The following is a 17,296-nucleotide window of genomic DNA, read 5'->3' as shown; positions in this document are numbered from 1 at the left end:
CTTACGGAGTGGGAAATGGCCAAGCGCAAGGATGCACCCGGAGAACGGATCAGCGAGGCCGAACACGCGGTGATGGAAGTGCTGTGGGACCAGAATCCCATCTCCGCTTCCGAAGTCTGCGATGCGATCTGCGCCCAGCGCGACTGGTCGATCCCCACCGTCAAGACGCTGCTCAGCCGCCTCGTCCAGAAGGAGGTTGTCGGCACCGAACCCGAGGGTCGTAAATTCCTCTATCGTCCGCTGATCGAACGCTCCGACTATGTCGGAGGTGAAAGCCGTCGCCTGGTCGACCGGCTGTTCGGCGGGCGCGCAGCACCGCTCTTCGCGCAGCTTGCCGAGAGCGAGGCGCTGAGTGACGAGGATCTCGCCGAAATCGAAGCGCTCTTGAGGGAGATGCGCAAATGACCGAGCTATTTCGCGACTATTGGGACTGGTTCCTGTTCGATACGCTACTGTGGACCGGCGTGCTCATCGGCGTCGCGCTGCTGCTGCGCCGCCCCGTCGGGCGCCATCTCGGCGCTGGCGCCGCCTATGCTCTGTGGTTCCTGCCGCTCGCCCGGCTGCTGTTCCCGCCGGTCCAGTTGCCCGCCTGGATGCAGCCTTCGTTCCTGCAGACCGAGACCGCCTTCGAACCGGCCATGGCCGAGTTCGATCCGGCGATGGCCGATTTCGCCGCCGCCGCGCCCGCTGCTGACGCCGGACTGTCGCAGGCATCATTCGTTGTCCCGGTCGCGCCGGTGCCGCTCGAATCGCCGATCGACTTCGTCACCCCGCTGGTGTTCCTGTGGCTGCTCGGCGCCGCGATCTTCCTCATTCGCCGCTTCTGGCTCTATGGTGAGCTCCGTCGCGAGCTGCTCGAGGACGCCCGCCCGATGGGCGAGGTCGGCAGTATCCGCCTGGTCGAGACGCCCGCGATCTCGGGACCGATGGCCTTCGGCGTCTTCGACAAGGTCATCGCACTGCCCGACGGCTTCATGGCCAGCCGCCCGCGCCAGGTCCGCGATCTCGCCATTGCGCACGAGCTGGCGCACCATCGCGGGCACGATATCCTCGTCAACGTGCTGATCCAGCCGCTCTTCGCCGTGCACTGGTTCAACCCGCTCGGCTGGATGGGCTGGACCGCCATGCGCCGCGACCAGGAGGCCGCCTGCGACGCCCGCGTGGTCGCCAGCCGCAGCCGCGACGAGCGCGCCGCCTACGCCGCGGTGATCGCCGATTTCGCGCGTCGCCCGCAAATATGCCCCCGACCCGCGCTGGCTGCTCCGATGGCCTGCCCCGTGCTCGGCGACAAGTCGATCATCCACCGCCTGCGGAACCTGCCCATGACCGACGACTCGCGTCGTCGCCGCATGGCCGCGCGCGGGGCCGTTGGCGCCGCGCTTCTGGCGCTGCCGATGACCGCTAGCATCTGCTATGTCGGCGCCGCGCCGGCGCTGGCGGGCGAGGCGCAGCCCGAAATGACGGGGATGGTGAACCCGGTGGCCGAACCGGACATGCTGGCCGATCCCGCGCCGATCGCCGAGCACGCCCAGCTCGCCTTCCTCGATTCCGAGGCCTTTGCCGATGCCCTGCGCGACCGCATGGAGGAAAGCCGCGAACGAGCCGAAGAAGCGCGTGAGCGAGCCGCAGAGGCGCGTGAAAGAGCCCAGGAAGCGCGCGAAGAGATGGCCGAAGCGCGGGCGGAACTTCGCGAAATCGAGCGCGAGATTGCGCGAGGCGACCACGATGCGCTCTCCCACCGCCAGATCAACTGGAACGGCAAGGATTGGGACGAGATGTCGGCCTCCGAACGCAAGGCGTTCGAAAAGGAAATGAAGAAGCTGCGGCTCAAGTTCGCCGAGGGCGGTGAATTCAGCGTCGAGATGGAGAGAGCGCTCGACCAGATGCGCGCCGATGGTGAAATGCAGCGTGAACTGCGCAAGGCTACCGCCAGGGTGCATGCCGAGAGCCGCGTCGCGATCGCCGAAGCGCATGCGTCGGCGGCTGCCGCGAGGGCATCGGCACCGCGTGTCGTCGAGAAGTGCATCGATAACGAGTCGCCCGTGACCAGCCGAACCGACAGCAGGGGCCGGACCGTGCTCTACGTCTGCGAGGAGTTCGGCGATCGCGTCGCGCTCAAGGCCATGCAGTCCGCGCGCCATGCGATCGCGCGCGACCGCAACCTGTCAAGCGAAGCGCGGGCCGAGGCCTTGCGTGAACTCGACGAGGAAATCGCCGAACATTCGCGCTGACCCCTGCAGCGCGGCCCTGGGAGGGCGCGGCCGGCTGGCCCGCGCCCTTTCCCATGGATGTGCCGGGACTCAGCCGACTGCTGTGATCCGGTCGCAGGCGCGGTCGTCGCCCTGGAGGCCGAGCCGCAGCGCATCGCTGCGCTGCTGGCTGGTGCCGTGGGTGAAGTTCTCGCTCGAGACGCGTCCCCCGGTCAGGCGGTCGTCGCCGATCGCGGCGGCGGCCTGCATGCCTTCCTCGATATCGCCCGGCTCGATGAGGTTGCGGTTCTTGCCCGCCCACACGCCCGCGTAGCAATCGGCCTGCAGTTCCATCAGCACCTGCAGCTGGTTCGCGCGGCGGGGGTTCTGTTCCTGCGCGCTGCGGATCTGGTTCGAAACCCCGGTGAGCGTCTGGACGTGGTGGCCGTATTCATGCGCGAGCACGTAGTAGCGCGCGAAATCGCCGCCCGCGCCGAGCTGGCGTTCGAGCGTGTCGTAGAAGCTGGTATCGATATAGATCGTCTGGTCGCCCGGGCAGTAGAACGGGCCCATCGCCGAATTGGCGCTGCCGCAGGCGGTGCGCACCCCACCGCCGCCGTAGAGATCGAGCGTAGGCTGCTTGAACTGGTCGCCATAGCCCTGCGCCGAGAAGGTCTGGCCCCAGGTCTCGTTGAGCGACTGGAGGCCGTTGCAGGTCTCGCGCGCATAGGCGCTGCTGGTACAGATCGCCTGCTCGTCGGTATTGGCGGGCCCTGCCTGCTCCTGGCCCTGCTGGACGCTTTCGACCATCCCCGCAGTCTGCATCGGATCGAGGCCGAAGACGAAATATCCCAGCGCGGCGATCACGATCGTGCCGCAGCCGATGCCGCCGGCCTTGCCCCCGGGCATGCCGCCACCGCTCGAACGCACGTCGATATTCCCGGTATTGAACGGATTGAGCCGCATGCGCTCCCCCTTTGGCATGGCCGCTTTACAGCGCACCCCATGTGCGCGATGTCGGCCTTCGATTATCGACATAACGCCTGGAGCCCCGAATGTTTCTCGAAGGAAAACGCGCACTCGTCACCGGATCGACCAGCGGTATCGGCCTCGCCATCGCGCGGGCGCTGGCGGGCGAGGGGGCCAGAGTGGTGCTCAACGGCTTCGGCGACGAGGACGAGATCGCGAAACTGTGCGAGGAACTGGGCGCCACGCATTCGGGTGCCGACCTGACCGACGTCGCGCAGGTCGGGGCGATGATGGAGCAGGCGGGCGAGATCGATATCCTCGTCAACAATGCCGGGATGCAGCACGTCGCCCCGGTCGAGGAGTTTCCGGTCGACAAGTGGAACCTCATCCTCGCACTCAATCTGAGTGCCGCCTTCCACACCACGCGCCTCGCGGTGCCGAGCATGAAGAAGAAGGGCTGGGGTCGCATCATCAACACGGCGAGCGCGCATTCGAAGGTCGCGAGCCCGTTCAAGGGCGCTTACAATGCCGCCAAGCACGGGCTCGACGGCTTTACCAAGACCATCGCGCTCGAACTCGCCGAGCACGGAGTGACGGCGAACTGCATCAGCCCCGGCTATGTCTGGACCCCGCTGGTCGAGAACCAGATCCCCGATACGATGAAGGCGCGCGGCATGACCCGCGACGAGGTGATCAACGACGTGCTGCTGGTGAAGCAGGCGACCAAGAAGTTCGTCCAGCCCGAGGAAATCGGCGCGCTGGCCGTGTTCCTTTGCCGCGACGAGATGCAGAACGTCAACGGCGCCAACTGGAGCATCGACGGCGGCTGGACTGCGGAATAACGCTCCATGACTACGGTCGAGATTGCCTTCCTCGCCGCCATGGCGGGCAGCCTGCTTGCCAGCCTGGCGGCGATGGTGCTCGCGCTCCGCGAACCGGGCCTTCCCCGCAAGCCGCTCTGGTCGATCCTTGCACTTTTCGGCGTCGGGGGAGGGGCACTTGTCCTCGCGCGGCCCGACCGGGTCTACTGGCTCTTCGGGATAGCGCTGCCGACCGCGTCTTTCACTGGCCTCGATGCTCGCTGGCAACCGCAGGTGCTGCAGTTCCTGTTTCCCGTCGGGGCGCTGCTCGTCTTCCTCCGCCTGTATCGCCACCGCGCAAGTGGCAAGGAAGTCGGGAGAGGCACTAGCTAGTTTCCCATTCCGTCGTTACATGGGCCGCCACATTTCCCCCGGCAGGCGATTCTCCACGTGGCACATCTCGACATCCCCCTCGGTCTCACTTTCGACGACGTTCTTCTCGTTCCTGCCGAGAGCGATATCCTCCCCTCGATGGCCAACACCGCCACGCGGCTGACGCGCGAGATCGCGCTCAACATCCCGGTCGTCTCGAGTGCGATGGACACGGTGACCGAGGCTGACATGGCCATCGCCATGGCGCAACTGGGCGGCATCGGCGTGCTCCACCGCAACCTCGAAGTCGACGAACAGGCCGCCGCAGTCCGCGCGGTCAAGCGCTACGAGAGCGGCATGGTGGTCAACCCGATCACCATCCACCCCGACGCCATCCTGGGCGAGGCGCAGGAAATCATGGCCAAGAACCGCATCAGCGGCATCCCCGTGACCGATCGCGGCGGCAAGCTGGTCGGCATCCTCACCAATCGCGACGTCCGCTTTGCCGACAATCCGCGCCAGCCGGTGAGCGAGCTGATGACCACCGAGAACCTCGCTACCGTTCCGCTCGGCACCAGCCAGGAGGAAGCGCGCAAGCTGCTCCACCAGCGGCGGATCGAAAAGCTGCTGGTGGTCGACGACAGCGGCCGCTGCGTCGGGCTGATCACGGTCAAGGATATCGAGAAGGCGGTCGCCTATCCCCATGCCACCAAAGACGCGACCGGCCGCCTGCGCGTCGCCGCCGCGACCACCGTCGGCGACAAGGGCTTCGAACGGACCGAGGCGCTGATCGATGCCGAGGTCGACGTGGTGGTGATCGACACCGCGCATGGCCACAACAAGGACGTCGCCCGCTCGGTCGAGCGCGTCAAGAAGCTCTCGAACAGCGTCCAGGTGATCGCCGGCAACATCGCCACCGGTGAAGCGGCCAAGGTGCTCGCGGGCGCTGGCGCCGATGCGGTTAAGGTCGGCATCGGTCCGGGCTCGATCTGCACCACGCGCGTGGTCGCCGGCGTCGGCGTTCCGCAGCTCACCGCGATCATGGACTGCGTCGCGGAAGCCGAGAAGCTGGGCGTACCCGCGATCGCCGACGGCGGCCTGCGCACCAGCGGCGATGCCGCCAAGGCGCTCGCCGCCGGGGCTTCGTCGATCATGGTCGGCTCGATGCTCGCCGGGACCGAGGAAGCGCCGGGCGAGACCTTCATCTACCAGGGCCGCAGCTACAAGGCCTATCGCGGCATGGGCAGCGTGGGCGCGATGGCGCGCGGCAGCGCCGACCGCTATTTCCAGGCCGATGTCAGCCAGCAGAAGCTGGTCCCCGAAGGGATCGAGGGCCAGGTGCCCTACAAGGGCCCGGCCAGCGCGGTGGTCCACCAGCTGGTCGGCGGGATCAAGGCAGCGATGGGCTATACCGGCAGCGCCACGATCGAGGACCTGCGCAAGAATGCCAATTTCGTGCGCATCACCAATGCGGGCCTGACCGAGAGCCACGTCCACGATGTGGCGATCACGCGCGAGGCGCCGAACTATCCGACGCGCTAGGCCCGGAGCTCAGGCATGACCCCCTCTGCCAGGGTCCAGACCGCGATCGAGCTGCTCGACGCGATCATCGCGGCGGCGCGCGCCAAGGCCGCACCCGCCGACCGCATCCTCGCCGACTGGTTCCGCAACAACCGCTTCGCCGGATCGAAGGACCGCCGCGCGATCCGCGAGCTGGTCTTCGCCGCGATCCGCGCCTGCGGGCCGGTGCCCGAGACGGGGCGGGCGGCGATGCTACGGCTTGCCGAGACGGATGACAGCCTCGTCCCGCTGTTCGACGGCTCGAATTACGGCCCGGCGCCGCTGGGAGAGGGCGAGCATGCCGCCGAGGGCGGCGTGGCACCTGCGTGGCTCGCCCAGCGCCTTGCCGCTGCCGATATCGCCGGGCCCGAGGCCGAAGCGCTGCTCGAGCGCGCGCCGCTCGACCTGCGCGTGAACACGCTCAAGGCCGAGCGCGCGACGTTGGCGCTTCCGGCAGAGGCCGTCCCCACCGATGCACCGCACGGGCTGCGGCTCGAACCCGGAACGCCGGTCGAGCAGTGGGCGGAATTCCGCGAGGGCAAGATCGAGGTGCAGGACACCGGTTCGCAGCTCGCCTGCCTCGCTGTCGGTGCACAGCCGGGCGAAACGGTGATCGACCTGTGCGCGGGTGGCGGCGGCAAGACGCTCGCACTCGCCGCGGCGATGGACAATCTCGGCCGGCTGATCGCCTCCGACACCGATCGGGGCCGCCTCTCGCGCCTTGCGCCGCGCGCCGAGCGGGCGGCGGCGTCGAATGTCACGACCGTGCTGCTCGACCCGCGGCGGGAACTCGAGGCGCTCGCCGCTGTCGCGGGCCAGGCCGATGCGGTCCTGATCGACGCACCCTGCTCGGGCACGGGAACATGGCGGCGCAATCCCGAGGCGCGCTGGCGACTCGACGGGAAGGAACTGGAGCGGCTGACCGCGATCCAGGCGCATTTGCTCGATGTCGCGGCGAAGCTGGTGAAGCCGGGCGGGCGGATCGTCTATGTCACCTGCTCGCTGCTCGACGAGGAAGGGGCGGACCAGTTCGATGCCTTCCTCGCGCGGCATCCGAACCTCGCGGCCCAGGCACCGGATATCCCGCTTGGCCGGCCGCGCGGGAAAGGAACGCGCCTGACGCCGTTCCATGACGGCACCGACGGATTTTTCATCGCCTGTGCAGAGTGAACATGTTAGCCGTGCCGATTATGGCTGACATGCCTACCCTTGGACGGACTTCCCTTTTGGAGACGATCATGCGCTTCGCACCCGCCGCCGCCGCCCTTTCGCTGGCGCTTGCCATGACTTCCAGCATGAGCTGGGCAGGGCAACGCGAGCCTGCGCCGCGGGCCGCCGTGCTGATCACCGAGGGCCAGGCGGCGCTCAGCCAAGGCGACACACAGGGCGCGATCGATGCTTATGAGGCGGCGCTGGCGCTCGATCCGGGCTATACGCCGATCTTCCTGCGCCTTGCCGAAGCCGCGCGCGCCGAGCGGCTGCAGGGCAAGGCGATCCGCTATTATCGCGAAGCGCTCGTGCGCGACCCGCGCAATCTCGCCGCGATCGCGGGCGAGGGCGAAGCGCTGGTCGAAAAGGGTGCGGTCGAAAAGGCCAAGGGCAATCTCGCCAAGCTCGAATCGCTGTGCGGATCGAACTGCGCCGAAACGCGCACGCTCTCGGCGCGCATCGCCGCCGGCCCCCCGCCGCGGGTCCAGACCGCCGAAGCGGTCCTGCCCGACGCGACGACACCACAGGCAAATTGATCTTGGCCAGTCCGCTGCCGAAGCAGGGGCTCGTGGTCAAATCAGGTCGCGGAAGGCCTCGACCACCGTGCGGTAGACGCGCTTCTTGAACGGGACGATCAGTTCGGGCAGTTGCTCGGGCTCGGCCCATTTCCAATCGCAGAATTCGGGCGGATCATGCGCCTCGAGATCGATATCGGCGTCGCTGCCGATGAAGCGCGCGAGATACCAAACCTGCTCCTGCCCGCGATACTTCCCGCCCCACAGCTTGCCGATCAGCTCTTCGGGCAGGTCGTAGCGCAGCGGCTCGTCCATCGCCTTGAGGATGGCGACATGCTCGGGCCGGGCGCCGGTTTCCTCGGCGAGCTCGCGTAGAGCCGCATCCCTGAGGTCCTCGCCCTCGTCGACACCGCCCTGCGGCATCTGCCACCAATCGCCTTCCTTATTGTCGATGCGGCGGCCGACGAAGACCTTGCCGTCGCCATTCACCAGCATCACGCCCACGCAGGGGCGGTAACCGAGTTCTTCGTTCACCTGTACCGTTCCACCATCAGTTTCGTCGCGTCGAGGAAGGCCTCGAGATCCGTCTGGCCGCTCGGTATCGCTTTTCGCAGCGTCGTAAACCCGTGAATGATGCCGGGAAACTCGAGATAGACCACTTCCGTGCCGAGCTGCACCAGATGTGCGGCATATTCCCGGCCCGAATCGCGCAAGGGGTCGAGCCCCGCGGTGCAGACGACCGTCGGCGGTGTGTTCGAACAGTCGCCCACCATCGGCGTGTGGCGTGGATCTCTGGCATCGCCGCCGTACTGGTCGGTGAACCACGCCATCGCCGCACCGGTAAGCAGGAAGCCTTCGGCGAACATGGCGAGGCTCGAATGCTGGGTGACGTCGGACGCGACCGGATAGATCGGCGCCTGGACGATCACCGGCACCTCGGCCGGGTCGTTCATCAGCTGGTTGGTGGTGACGATGGTCAGATTGCCGCCCGCGCTGTCGCCGGTGATGACGAGACCGGTGATCGTGCGGCCGAGCTCGGCGGGCGAGGAGGCGACCCAGCGCGCCGCCGCCTCGCAATCGTCGGGCGCGGCGGGGAAGGGGTGCTCGGGCGCGAGGCGGTAGTCGACCGAGACCACCGGCAGGTCGAGATGATGCGAAATCTCGGTGCACAGCGCGTTGTAGACCTCGAGGTCTCCGATCACGAAGCCGCCGCCGTGAATGAACAGCACGCAGGGGCCCGGATCGCGCTCGGCCCTCACGTCGTAGAAGCGCACCGGGATCGGGCCCGCAGGTCCGGGGCAGGTCAGATCCTTCTGCACCGCCATTGTGCGCGGCTCCGCCTCGGCCACCGCGCCCAGCGTGCGCATCTGCTGGCGGCCTTCCACCGCACCGACCTCTTCGACGCCCTTGCCGCCCATTTGCTCGAGCATGTCGAGGAAGCCGCGGACATCGTCGCGGACATAGTGTTCGGTATTGGCCATCGTGCTCTCTCCCACATACGTTTCTTTTCGGGACTTAGCGCGTTCGCGGAGCTTTTCCACGCGCCTTTTTTGGCCTAGCAGAGAAACTTCATTGCGAGAGGGTGGGGCGCGGCCTAGGTGGCGCGTCCCTGAGAGAAACGGCGCCACGAGAGGTGGCGCAGACAAGGATCTACCGGATGGCAACAGCCGCCACCGCGCCGCAGGACGGCCTCCCCGCAACTCCCGAGAGCGTCGTGGTGCGCTTCGCCGGCGACTCCGGCGACGGGATGCAGCTGACCGGGGGCCAGTTCACGCTGTCGACCGCGCTGGCGGGTAACGACCTCGCGACCTTTCCCGATTTCCCCGCCGAAATCCGCGCGCCGCAGGGCACGCTGTTCGGCGTTTCGGCCTTCCAGATCAATTTCGGCAGCCGCGAGATCAATACCGCGGGCGATGCGCCCGACGTGCTCGTCGCGATGAACCCGGCGGCGCTCAAGGTGAATCTCGCCGCGCTGAAGCCGGGCGGTCTGATCATCGCCGACACCGGCGCCTTCACCAAGCGCAACCTCGACAAGGCGCATTACGATGCCAACCCGCTCGAGGACGGAAGCCTCGCCAAATACGACGTGCTCGCCTTCGACATCAGCGAGAAGACGATCGAGGCGGTCAAGCCCTACGGCCTCGGCAACAAGGACGCGCTGCGCTCGAAGAACATGTGGACGCTGGGCCTGGCGCTGTGGATGTTCGACCGTCCGCGCGAGCCGATCCACGACTGGCTCAAGGCCAAGTTCAAGAGCAAGCCCGATATCGCCGACGCCAATATCGCGGCGCTCGATGCGGGGCACGCCTATGGCGAGACCGCCGAACTGGCGGGGCCGCTGAAGCAGCTCCATGTCGATCCCGTGCCGAGCGCACCGGGTCTCTATCGCACGATCACCGGCGCCGAAGCGGTCTCCCTGGGCCTCGTGGCGGGCGCACAATTGGCTCAACTGCCGATGTTCTTCGGCGGCTATCCGATCACCCCGGCATCGGCGATCCTCCACCACCTCGCGCGGCTCAAGGAATTCGACGTCACGACCTTCCAGGCCGAGGACGAGATCGCCGCGATCTGCGCGGCGATCGGGGCGAGCTATGCCGGCAGCCTCGGCGTGACCAGCTCCTCGGGTCCGGGGATCGCGCTCAAGACCGAGGCGATCGGCCTCGGCATCATGACCGAACTGCCGCTGGTGATCGTCAATTCGCAGCGCGGCGGCCCTTCGACCGGCCTGCCGACCAAGACCGAGCAGAGCGATCTCTACCAGGCGGTCTATGGCCGCAACGGCGATGCGCCGATGCCGGTGATCGCCGCGAGCAGCCCGGGCGACGCCTTCGAAGTGGCGATCGAGGCCTGCCGCATCGCGGTCGAATACATGACCCCGGTGATGCTGCTGACCGATGGCTACATCGCCAATGCCGCCGAGCCGTGGAAGGTGCCGAACCCGGCCGATTTCGCGCCGTTCCCGGCGACGTTCCTCGACAAGCCAAACGCAGTCGACGACGAGGGCGGCGAAACCTTCCTCCCATACAAGCGCGACGCCAAGGGCGCGCGTCCCTGGGTCAAGCCCGGCACGCCCGGCCTGATGCACCGCATCGGCGGGATCGAGAAGCACGAGCTGACCGGCAATATCGATTACTCGCCCGACAATCACCAGCGCATGACCGATGCCCGCAAGAGCAAGGTGGAGGGCATCGCCGTGCCCGACCAGCAGGTCTGCCTCGGCGAGACCTCGGGCAGGCTCGCGGTGGTCGGCTGGGGTTCGACCTTCGGGCCGATCCACCGCGCGGTCGACAATGCCCGCCGCAAGGGGATGGACGTCAGCCATGTTCACGTCCGCCACATCTGGCCGCTGCCGAAAAACCTCGGCGCGCTGCTCAGGGGCTTCGACAAGGTGCTCGTGCCCGAGATGAACACCGGCCAGTTCAAGACCGTGCTGCGCGACCAGTTCCTGATCGATGCGCAACCTCTGACCAAGACCAGCGGGCAGCCCTTCCAGATCGCCGAGCTCGAGGCCGCGATCGACAAGTATTTCGACGGCGTCGATGGCAATGAGGGCGGACAGGTCGCGGTAAACGACGAACAACTGCCGAGCCCCAAGGCGGAGAACGACTAATGAACGCACCCGTCAAAATCGAAACCACGCTCAAGGACTGGGAAACCGACCAGGAGGTCCGCTGGTGCCCCGGATGCGGCGACTACGCGATCCTCAAGGCCGTGCAGCGCACGCTCCCGCAATTGGGCGCCGACCCCAAGAACACCGTGTTCATCAGCGGCATCGGCTGCTCGAGCCGTTTCCCCTATTACGTCGAGAGCTACGGCTTCCACACGATCCACGGCCGCGCGCCCGCCTTCGCGACCGGCGCGAAGCTCGCCAATCCCGATCTCGACATCTGGCTGGTGACGGGCGACGGCGACGGGCTGTCGATCGGCGGCAACCACTTGATGCATGTTCTTCGCCGGAACGTGAACATGCAGATCATGCTGTTCAACAACGAGATCTACGGCCTCACCAAGGGCCAGGCCTCGCCGACCAGCCGCGAGGGGACCAAGTCGCCCTCGACCCCGATCGGCAGCTACGACCACCCCGCACGTCCGGCCGCCTTCGCGCTCGGCGCGGGTGCGCGCTTCGTCGCGCGCGGCTTCGACGTGTCGAAGAACCTGCCCGACGTGCTCAAGGCCGCGCATGCACACAAGGGCGCGGCCTTCATCGAGATCTTCCAGAACTGCATCGTCTACAACAAGGACGTGTTCAACGATTTCGCCGCACCCAAGGGGGCGGAGGATCGCCAGCTCTGGCTCGAAGACGGCCAGCCGATGCTGTTCGCCGGCGGCACCAAGGGCATCACGCTCGACCGCGACGCACTCAGCCTCGCGGTGGTCGACGTGACCGACGGCGACTGGGAAGGCGCGGGCGTGATCGTCCACGACGTCACCAACCGCTCGATCGCGCACATGCTGGTCGAGATGCCGTTCGGCCCGTTCCCGATGGCCTTGGGTGTGCTCTACGACGATCCGCGCCCGACCTTCGAGGACGCCGCCATGGCCGAGAAATCCGCCGTCAGCGCGGGCAAGGAGGCCAATCTCGCCAAGCTGCTCGGCAAGGGCCAGACCTGGACCGTCGACGGCACCGCGCAGGATCCGGTCTGATCAAATTTCTAACACCCCTGCTTGCGCTTGCGTTGAGCGCATCTTGCACGACTTACCGGGACAAATACCCCGATTGGTATTCCAACTCGATTGCGGTACCGGAGTTCTCGGACGAGCCAATTAGCGTCATCCGTGGAGAACTAGCTGCGGAGGATATCTGGGGAAGCATCCAGTGTCCTGACGGCTACATTTGCATAAATGTTATTTATGAGCTCGGGATAGCGGAACCGGAAACTCTATTTGGTCCGCCCATTGGTGCCGGGCCCATCTATTCCGTTCAGCACGGGGCCCGCGTCGACCGATATCGCACCTGGCTGGTAAACCGACGCTCCGACGGGAGGTTATGGGTTTGGCAGCAGGGCGAAAATGTTGGAAGCGCCGCATGTTTCGATGTTTCGCCCACCTCCTCTCTGCGTGATCGTCTCGAAGAAATGGGACAGAAGTTTGTGGCCGATGTGACTTGCTTCCCGGATACCAAACGCAATGGATAATCTCACGCACAGCCTCGTCGGCGCGCTGATCGGGCAGGCGGGGCTCAAGCGGAAGACCGGGCTCGCGATGCCCGCGCTCGTCATCGGGGCGAACCTGCCCGATGTGGATGCGGCGTGCCTCTTCTGGCTCGAGGGCGTCGAGCATCTCGGTTTCCGCCGCGGGATCACGCATGGGCCGCCTGCGCTGGTGCTGCTGCCACTGATACTTGCGGCATTGCTCTACGGCTTCGACCGCTGGCAGGCGAAGCGTGGCACGCGGCCGAATGGCCGACTGCCGGTCAGCTTCAAATGGCTGTTCCTGCTGAGCTTCATCGCCTGCCTGACCCACCCGGCGCTCGATTGGCTCAACGTCTATGGGATCCGCCTGCTCGAGCCGTTCAGCAGCCGCTGGTTCTACGGCGATACGCTGTTCATCATCGATGTCTGGCTCTGGGCACTGATGGGCTTCGCGACCTGGTTCTCGCTGCGCCGCGAAAAGCGCGGCGGGGAGTGGCGACGGCCCGCGCGGATCGCGATCGCGGTGGTGCTGGCCTATATCGGGGCGAATTGGACCCTCACTCAAGGGTCGACAGTGGTCGCTGCGATCAACACGAAAGCTGTCGGTGGTGTCGATCCGCGTGATTACGATGAGATAATTGCCTCACCAGTGCCGCTCGTGCCGTGGCGGCGCGAGATCATCATTGGCCGGAAAAACTCATGGCAACTAGGTCTTGCCGATGAGTTGCGAGGCTACAAGGAACCGGTTCCCGCAACCTCGCGACGATGTGCATGGCCGTCCGACTTGGAATTGGGCACCGGCGGATCGCAGTCAGACGCCTTCCTCTTCTGGTCCCGCGCGCCCTTCGCCGAGCGCGCACCCGACGGCTCTCTCCTCCTGCGCGATGCACGTTTCTACGACCCGCGCGCTCGGGACCGCTTTACAGTCGCATTGCCCGATGTGAGATGCGAGCCGCTGCCCTGGCGCCGCCATGGCGTGAAGCTGGAGGCAGATTCGATGGCGGCCTAGGGCCACCGGGCAAGGCGCCGCCGGCAGCTCGCATCAACCGGTTAGTGCGTCGCTTCTTCGAGCTTGTGACCGACCTCGCTGTCCGCCGCGGCCTTGGCGGGCTGGTAGAGCAGCGCCGCCGCAGTGAAGGCCCAGGCCGCGCCGCCCATCCAGCCAGCGGTCACATCGCTGGGAAAGTGCACCCCGAGCATCACGCGGCTCCACGCGATCATGGCGCTCAGCACCATCGCGCAGCCGATCAGCGTGTAGCGCACCGAATGCCGTTTGCTGAGCGAGGCAAAGGCCAGCGCCATGCCGATGTAGATCATCGCGCTGGCGAAGCTGTGGCCGCTGGGGAAGCTGTTGCCGCCGGCCTCGGTCAGGTGCGGCACGATCAGCGGCCGCTCGCGTCCGATCAGCCACTTCATCAGATTGTTGAGCATCCAGCCGAAGAAAACGGTCGCCACTAAGAGGAAGGCCTCGCGCCGAAGCCTGAGGAACAGCAGTGCGACCGCAGCGCCGATGACGATCAGCGTGCTGAGGAAAACCCCGCCGAGCGCGGTGGTGTCGCGCACCGCCTCGTGGATCAGCATCCCGCCGCGGGGATGCAGGTCGGGCCCGGTGCGATAGAGGTGCAGTCCCCAGTCGTCGAAGCCGCCGGTCACGCTGTGGGTTACGAAATAGACCATCGCGGCCCATCCGGCCCAGAGAACCCCGGCGGCAACCAGCGCCTTGGTCCGGTTGACGGTAAAGCCGCGTTCGGGAAGCCTGACATCTTCCGCCGGAAGCGGCGGTTCTTCGGGCGTTACGATGTCGGATTGTTTTGCTTCCATGACAGGGGGAACATTCGCGATGGCCTTTCCGTTCCGTGCGCATGAGTTCACCCCAGATCGTCTGGTTGCGGCGCGATTTGCGACTGGCCGACCAGCCCGCCTTCCATGCCGCCGCGAAGCTCGGCCCGGTAATCCCGGTCTATGTGCTCGACGACGAGCGCGCGGGCGACCATGCCTATCGTGGGGCCTCGCGCGTGTGGCTGCACCATTCGCTCGAGAGCCTCGGCAAAACGCTCGGCAGCCGCCATTCGCGCATCGTCTTGCGCAAGGGCGACGCGCCGCAAGTGCTTGCCGCGCTGGCACACGAAATCGGGGCAGGGTGCATCCACGCGCTGCGCCATTACGAGCCGTGGTGGAAGCATGCCGAGGACGAACTGCGCGATGCGCTGGGGGATGCGTGCAAGCTGTGCCTCTACGACGGCAACTACCTGCTCCCGCCGGGCAGTGTCACGACCGGATCGGGCGATCCCTACAAGATCTACACGCCCTTCTCGAAGGCGATGCTCGATTGCATGCCGCCGCGCGACCCGCTGCCCGATCCCGAGACGATCCATTCGCCCGATAGCTGGCCCGAGAGCGACGATCTCGCCGACTGGGGCCTGCTGCCGACCAGCCCCGACTGGGCGGGCGGTATCCGTGCATTCTGGGACTTCGGCGAGGCCGCGGCGCAGGAACGGCTCGACTGGTGGGCTCACGAGGTCGGCGCATACGACGAGGGCCGCAACCTGCCTTCACAGGACGTGACCTCGCGCCTCTCGCCGCATCTTCACTGGGGCGAAATCAGCCCCGCGCAGGTGTGGCACAAGCTGAAGGACAAGCGCAGCGAGGGCTGGCGCACCTTCGCCAAGGAGCTGATCTGGCGCGATTATGCGCAGAACGTGATCGACCAGTTCCCCGATTATCCGCGCAAATCCTATCGCGATTACGACGAGCGCAAGCTGTGGCGCAATCCCGATGCCGGGCACCTGATCCGCGCGGACCTGGAGTGCTGGCAGAAGGGTATGACCGGCTACCCCATAGTCGATGCCGGGATGCGCCAGCTGTGGCAGACCGGCTGGATGCACAACCGCGTGCGGATGATCGCGGCGAGTTTCCTCGTGAAGCATTTGCTGATCGACTGGCGCCACGGCGAGCAATGGTTCTGGGACACTTTGGTCGATGCCGATTACGGCAACAACGGCGTCAACTGGCAGTGGATCAGCGGCACCGGAGTCGACAGCAATATGTTCGTGCGGATCATGGCGCCCTTAAGCCAGAGCGAGAAGTTCGATGCGGCGGACTATATCCGCACCTATGTGCCCGAGCTGGCCGACCTGTCCGATGCCGAGATCCACGACCCGCCCGACGCGAAGCGCGGCGCCTATCCGGCCAAGATGATCGGCCACAAGGAGGCCCGCGAGCGCGCGCTGGAGGCATACCGGTCTGCGAAGTGACCAGCGGCAAGGCGCTTGAGCGCGACGCCCGGTCGAGTCATACCGTGACCGATGGACATGCCGACTTCCTCGCGTGGCGGCGGCCTGCTCGCCGGTGCCCGGCGCTTCGCCCGCAAGCCGGGCCTGTTCGCGCGCCTGGTAGCGCCCGGCTTCGGCAAGATCCTCGATCGCATCGACGCCGCGCTGGTGCGGGGGACGATCCATGCGCGGCTGCCCGACGGGACCACGCGAACGCTCGGCGGACGCGCGCCGGGCTTCGAGTGCACGGTCGACCTGCGCAGCTGGACCGCGCTGCTGCGGCTCGCGACGAATGGCTCGATCGGCTGGTACCAGGCCTGGGAAGCGGGCGAATGGGCCAGTCCGGACCCGGTTCCGCTGTTCGCGCTATTCATGGCCAATGGCGAGGAACTGGGCGACACCGGACGCGCGCGCGGGCCCTTCCGTCTCGCCGCGCGCTTCGCCCACTGGCTCAACCGCAACACGCCGGCGGGCGCACAGAAGAACATCGCCGCGCATTACGACCTCGGCAATGATTTCTACGCCGCCTGGCTCGACCCGACGATGAGCTATTCCTCCGCGCTGGAGGTCGGCGAGGACGGGCTCGAGGCGGCGCAAAGGCGCAAGTGGGCGGCGCTGGCTACGCGTATCGGAGATGCCGAGACCGTGCTCGAAATCGGTTGCGGTTGGGGCGGGCTGGCGGGCGATCTCGCCGCGCGCGGCAGCCGGGTCACCGCGATCAGCCTGTCCGATGCCCAGCTGGCCTGGGCGCGCGAGCGGCACGGTGCCGGGGTGGAATTCCGCAAGCAGGACTATCGCGACTGCTCGGGCCAGTTCGATGCCATCGTCAGCGTCGAGATGGTCGAGGCGCTGGGGCGCGAATACTGGCCGACCTTCATGGACTGCATCGCGCGCAATCTGAAGCCGGGCGGGCGCGCCGCGATCCAGTATATCTCCATGCGCGACGAGCTGTTCGAGGCCTATGCGCAGAGCGCCGATTTCATCCAGGCCTATGTCTTTCCCGGCGGCCTGCTGATCCGCACCAGCGAATTCCGACGGCTGGCGGAGGAGCGCGGGCTCGCCTGGCAGGACCAGCGCGATTTCGGGCTCGACTATGCCGCAACGCTCGAGGCTTGGCGGACGCGTTTCGATGCGGCAGAGGCCGCAGGCCGCCTGCCGGCGGGTTTCGATGAGCGCTTCTGCAATCTGTGGCGCTATTATCTGATGTATTGCGAGGGTGGGTTCCGCGGCGGCGGGATCGACGTCCACCAGGTCACGCTGGTGAAACAGGGAGAATGA

The 17,296-nt window shown here is 66.6% G+C and carries 16 protein-coding genes; 12 read left to right on the top strand and 4 right to left on the bottom strand.

All coding sequences use genetic code 11. From position 1 onward, the window contains the following. The first annotated feature begins 15 nt into the window (after positions 1–15). Together K3181_RS00325 and K3181_RS00320 are read left to right on the top strand one after the other, a co-directional pair. On the top strand, positions 16–405 hold the full coding sequence (locus tag K3181_RS00325) for a BlaI/MecI/CopY family transcriptional regulator (protein WP_221599741.1): 390 nt from the start codon (positions 16–18) through the stop codon (positions 403–405). Continuing rightward, entirely contained in the window at positions 402–2,231 is a 1,830-nt protein-coding gene (locus tag K3181_RS00320; protein ID WP_221599739.1) for a M56 family metallopeptidase, read from the top strand. Before K3181_RS00325 ends, K3181_RS00320 begins: the two co-directional genes overlap by 4 nt. Before the next feature lie 69 nt (positions 2,232–2,300). On the opposite strand, the gene ypfJ is transcribed toward K3181_RS00320, so the two are convergent. Further along, entirely contained in the window at positions 2,301–3,155 is an 855-nt protein-coding gene (ypfJ, locus tag K3181_RS00315) for a KPN_02809 family neutral zinc metallopeptidase (protein ID WP_221599737.1), read from the bottom strand. Positions 3,156–3,244: 89 nt separating this feature from the next. On the opposite strand from ypfJ, the gene K3181_RS00310 reads away from it, so the two are divergent. The 5 genes from K3181_RS00310 to K3181_RS00290 all read left to right on the top strand — a co-directional run bounded on the left by K3181_RS00310 (position 3,245) and on the right by K3181_RS00290 (position 7,635). Continuing rightward, complete coding sequence (locus K3181_RS00310) at positions 3,245–4,000, top strand: 3-hydroxybutyrate dehydrogenase (protein WP_221599735.1); 756 nt, start codon at positions 3,245–3,247, stop codon at positions 3,998–4,000. A 6-nt stretch (positions 4,001–4,006) separates the two neighbouring features. Beyond that, on the top strand, positions 4,007–4,351 hold the full coding sequence (locus K3181_RS00305; RefSeq protein WP_221599733.1) for a hypothetical protein: 345 nt from the start codon (positions 4,007–4,009) through the stop codon (positions 4,349–4,351). 57 nt (positions 4,352–4,408) lie between these two features. Further along, entirely contained in the window at positions 4,409–5,872 is a 1,464-nt protein-coding gene (guaB, locus tag K3181_RS00300) for an IMP dehydrogenase (RefSeq protein ID WP_221599731.1), read from the top strand. A gap of 15 nt (positions 5,873–5,887) precedes the next feature. Next, positions 5,888–7,060 carry an RsmB/NOP family class I SAM-dependent RNA methyltransferase gene (locus tag K3181_RS00295; RefSeq protein WP_221599729.1) on the top strand — a complete coding sequence of 391 codons (1,173 nt, stop codon included), beginning with the start codon at positions 5,888–5,890 and terminating at the stop codon, positions 7,058–7,060. A 68-nt stretch (positions 7,061–7,128) separates the two neighbouring features. Further along, positions 7,129–7,635 (top strand): tetratricopeptide repeat protein, encoded by a 507-nt coding sequence (locus K3181_RS00290; protein ID WP_221599727.1) that lies wholly within the window; start codon positions 7,129–7,131, stop codon positions 7,633–7,635. 36 nt (positions 7,636–7,671) lie between these two features. Here K3181_RS00290 and K3181_RS00285 read toward each other — a convergent pair whose 3' ends face one another. Together K3181_RS00285 and K3181_RS00280 are read right to left on the bottom strand one after the other, a co-directional pair. After that, complete coding sequence (locus K3181_RS00285; protein WP_221599725.1) at positions 7,672–8,148, bottom strand: RNA pyrophosphohydrolase; 477 nt, start codon at positions 8,146–8,148, stop codon at positions 7,672–7,674. After that, complete coding sequence (locus K3181_RS00280; RefSeq protein ID WP_221599723.1) at positions 8,145–9,095, bottom strand: alpha/beta hydrolase; 951 nt, start codon at positions 9,093–9,095, stop codon at positions 8,145–8,147. The genes K3181_RS00285 and K3181_RS00280 overlap by 4 nt, the downstream gene beginning before the upstream one ends. A gap of 176 nt (positions 9,096–9,271) precedes the next feature. Here K3181_RS00280 and K3181_RS00275 point away from each other — a divergent pair, with 176 nt between their 5' ends. From K3181_RS00275 to K3181_RS00265, 3 genes are all read left to right on the top strand, one after another. After that, positions 9,272–11,224 (top strand): 2-oxoacid:acceptor oxidoreductase subunit alpha, encoded by a 1,953-nt coding sequence (locus K3181_RS00275; protein ID WP_221599721.1) that lies wholly within the window; start codon positions 9,272–9,274, stop codon positions 11,222–11,224. Beyond that, positions 11,224–12,258, top strand: a complete 1,035-nt coding sequence (locus K3181_RS00270; protein WP_221599719.1) for a 2-oxoacid:ferredoxin oxidoreductase subunit beta — start codon at positions 11,224–11,226, stop codon at positions 12,256–12,258. The genes K3181_RS00275 and K3181_RS00270 overlap by 1 nt, the downstream gene beginning before the upstream one ends. A gap of 483 nt (positions 12,259–12,741) precedes the next feature. After that, positions 12,742–13,755 carry a metal-dependent hydrolase gene (locus tag K3181_RS00265; RefSeq protein WP_221599718.1) on the top strand — a complete coding sequence of 338 codons (1,014 nt, stop codon included), beginning with the start codon at positions 12,742–12,744 and terminating at the stop codon, positions 13,753–13,755. 41 nt (positions 13,756–13,796) lie between these two features. Here K3181_RS00265 and K3181_RS00260 read toward each other — a convergent pair whose 3' ends face one another. Further along, complete coding sequence (locus K3181_RS00260) at positions 13,797–14,567, bottom strand: phosphatase PAP2 family protein (RefSeq protein WP_221599716.1); 771 nt, start codon at positions 14,565–14,567, stop codon at positions 13,797–13,799. A 41-nt stretch (positions 14,568–14,608) separates the two neighbouring features. On the opposite strand from K3181_RS00260, the gene K3181_RS00255 reads away from it, so the two are divergent. Then, positions 14,609–16,000, top strand: a complete 1,392-nt coding sequence (locus tag K3181_RS00255) for a cryptochrome/photolyase family protein (RefSeq protein ID WP_221599714.1) — start codon at positions 14,609–14,611, stop codon at positions 15,998–16,000. A 51-nt stretch (positions 16,001–16,051) separates the two neighbouring features. Then, complete coding sequence (locus tag K3181_RS00250) at positions 16,052–17,296, top strand: SAM-dependent methyltransferase (protein ID WP_221599712.1); 1,245 nt, start codon at positions 16,052–16,054, stop codon at positions 17,294–17,296.

The sequence above is a fragment of the Qipengyuania mesophila genome (assembly GCF_019711655.1).
GTDB lineage: Bacteria > Pseudomonadota > Alphaproteobacteria > Sphingomonadales > Sphingomonadaceae > Qipengyuania > Qipengyuania mesophila.
Note: the sequence above shows the minus strand (reverse complement) of the source record. Positions and strands in the feature narration are given on the sequence as shown.

Bases quoted from the DNA above. Each gene is read 5' to 3' on its own strand.
- K3181_RS00325 (WP_221599741.1), top strand. From the start codon at position 16: ATGGCCAAGCGCAAGGATGCACCCGGAGAACGGATCAGCGAGGCCGAA.
- K3181_RS00320 (WP_221599739.1), top strand. From the start codon at position 402: ATGACCGAGCTATTTCGCGACTATTGGGACTGGTTCCTGTTCGATACG.
- ypfJ (WP_221599737.1), bottom strand. From the start codon at position 3,155: ATGCGGCTCAATCCGTTCAATACCGGGAATATCGACGTGCGTTCGAGC.
- K3181_RS00310 (WP_221599735.1), top strand. From the start codon at position 3,245: ATGTTTCTCGAAGGAAAACGCGCACTCGTCACCGGATCGACCAGCGGT.
- K3181_RS00305 (WP_221599733.1), top strand. From the start codon at position 4,007: ATGACTACGGTCGAGATTGCCTTCCTCGCCGCCATGGCGGGCAGCCTG.
- K3181_RS00295 (WP_221599729.1), top strand. From the start codon at position 5,888: ATGACCCCCTCTGCCAGGGTCCAGACCGCGATCGAGCTGCTCGACGCG.
- K3181_RS00290 (WP_221599727.1), top strand. From the start codon at position 7,129: ATGCGCTTCGCACCCGCCGCCGCCGCCCTTTCGCTGGCGCTTGCCATG.
- K3181_RS00280 (WP_221599723.1), bottom strand. From the start codon at position 9,095: ATGGCCAATACCGAACACTATGTCCGCGACGATGTCCGCGGCTTCCTC.
- K3181_RS00275 (WP_221599721.1), top strand. From the start codon at position 9,272: ATGGCAACAGCCGCCACCGCGCCGCAGGACGGCCTCCCCGCAACTCCC.
- K3181_RS00270 (WP_221599719.1), top strand. From the start codon at position 11,224: ATGAACGCACCCGTCAAAATCGAAACCACGCTCAAGGACTGGGAAACC.
- K3181_RS00265 (WP_221599718.1), top strand. From the start codon at position 12,742: ATGGATAATCTCACGCACAGCCTCGTCGGCGCGCTGATCGGGCAGGCG.
- K3181_RS00260 (WP_221599716.1), bottom strand. From the start codon at position 14,567: ATGGAAGCAAAACAATCCGACATCGTAACGCCCGAAGAACCGCCGCTT.
- K3181_RS00255 (WP_221599714.1), top strand. From the start codon at position 14,609: ATGAGTTCACCCCAGATCGTCTGGTTGCGGCGCGATTTGCGACTGGCC.
- K3181_RS00250 (WP_221599712.1), top strand. From the start codon at position 16,052: ATGGACATGCCGACTTCCTCGCGTGGCGGCGGCCTGCTCGCCGGTGCC.